At 63.1% G+C, this 1,738-nt stretch carries 1 protein-coding gene and 1 pseudogene; both read right to left on the minus strand.

The annotated features are described in order from the left end of the window. Nucleotides 1-43: 43 nt before the first annotated feature. Nucleotides 44-496: a hypothetical protein gene (locus ACREB4_RS21225; protein WP_431590227.1), complete on the minus strand. Its 453-nt coding sequence runs from the start codon at nt 494-496 to the stop codon at nt 44-46. 237 nt (nt 497-733) lie between these two features. Next, nucleotides 734-1,738, minus strand: a pseudogene (locus ACREB4_RS21230) (hypothetical protein); the annotation flags it as partial.

The raw sequence follows: 1,738 nt of genomic DNA on the forward strand, positions 1-1,738 counted from the left end.
CCCCAACCCCTCTCCCGGTGGGAGAGGGGCTTTCACTTGAGGCTTACTTCTTCTTGGCTTTCTTCACGGCTTTCTTGGCGGGCGCTTTCTTGACGGCCTTCTTCGGCGCCGCCTTCTTGGCTACTTTCTTGGCGGCCTTCTTCGGGGCGGCCTTCTTGACGGCTTTCTTCACCGTCTTCTTGGCCGCTGCCTTCTTGGTCGCCTTCTTCGCGGTCTTCTTGCCTACCTTCTTCTTCAACACGGCGGCTTCGGCCTTGGCCGTGGCGCTGGCCGAAGCGAGCTTCTTCTTGGCCTTGGCCACGGTCTTCTTCACCGCCTTGCTGGCTTTGTCGGTGCGCTTGGCGACCGCCTTCTTGGCGGCGGCGGTGCGCTTCTTCACGGCTTTCTGCGCTTTCTTCGCCGTCGAGGCGATAGAGCTGCCGATGTTGCTAGCGGTTTCCTTCATGCTTTCTGCGGCGCCCGTGAGGGTCGCCACCACACCGTTTCCGTTGCTCATGTAGATGCCCTCCTGGGGCCGTGGGTTTGGTACGGAACCGATGCTATACCGGTTGGTGCGGGGTGTGGAGTGGTGCGTGAAGCTGTTGCCCCTTCCTCCGCTTGCGGGGGAAGGCTGGGAGGGGGGCGGTGCATCGTTCGATGCGGGTATTTGCTTTGAGGTCCGCGCGAGCGTCTGCCCCCATCCGCCCTTCGGGCACCTTCCCCCGCAAGCGGGGGAAGGGTTCTTCGATTGTTGTCAGAACTTGCCGTAATAGCCTTCTTTCAGGGCGTCGAACAGGTTGGCGGCGGTGTGCATTTCGCCGTCGTATTCGATCTGCTCGTTGCCCTTGACCTCGATCACGCTGCCGTCTTCCAGCTCGAAGCGGTAGGTGGTGTTTTCCAGGTCCGCTTCCTTGACCAGCACGCCCTGGAAGGCGGCCGGGTTGAAGCGGAAGGTGGTGCACCCCTTCAGGCCCTGCTGGTGGGCGTAGCGGTAGATGTCCTTGAACTGCTCGTACGGGTAGTCGGTGGGCACGTTGGCGGTCTTGGAGATGGAGCTGTCCACCCACTTCTGGGCCGCGGCCTGCACGTCCACGTGTTCCTTGGGGTTGATGTCGTCGGCGCTGATGAAATAGTCGGGCAGACGGGCCGAAGCCTCTTCGGCGAAGGGAATGGCCGACGGGTTGACCAGGTGCCGGTAGGCCAGCAACTCGTAGGAGAACACGTCCACCTTTTCCTTGGACTTCTTGCCTTCGCGGATCACGTTGCGGCTGTAGTGATGGGCGAACGAGGGCTCGATGCCGTTGGAGGCGTTGTTGGCCAGCGACAGGCTGATGGTGCCGGTGGGCGCGATGGAGCTGTGGTGGGTGAAGCGGCTGCCGATTTCGGCCAGCTCGTCCACCAGCTCCGGCGAGACCGAGGCGATGCGCTGCATGTAGCGGCTGTACTTGGCGTGCAGCACCTTGCCGGGGATCTGCTGGCCGATGCGCCAGCCGTCCTTGGACATTTCCGGGCGCTGGCGCAGCATGGCGGCGGTGACGTCGAACAGCTCCTCCATGATCGGCGCGGCGCCTTTTTCCTTGGCCAGGGCCAAACCCATTTCCCAACCGGCCACGGCCATGTCGCGGGCGATGGATTCGGTGAACTCGCAGGACTCGGGGCTGCCGTACTTCATCTGCAGCATGGTCAGGGTGGAACCCAGGCCCAGGAAGCCCATGCCGTGGCGGCGCTTGCGCAGGATCTCGGCGCGCTGCTGTTCCAG

Source organism: Aquabacterium sp. (assembly GCF_050725395.1).
Taxonomy (GTDB): Bacteria; Pseudomonadota; Gammaproteobacteria; order Burkholderiales; family Burkholderiaceae_C; genus Aquabacterium.

Excerpts from the sequence above, each read along its gene's own strand:
- ACREB4_RS21225 (WP_431590227.1), bottom strand. The coding sequence starts at position 496 with ATGAGCAACGGAAACGGTGTGGTGGCGACCCTCACGGGCGCCGCAGAA.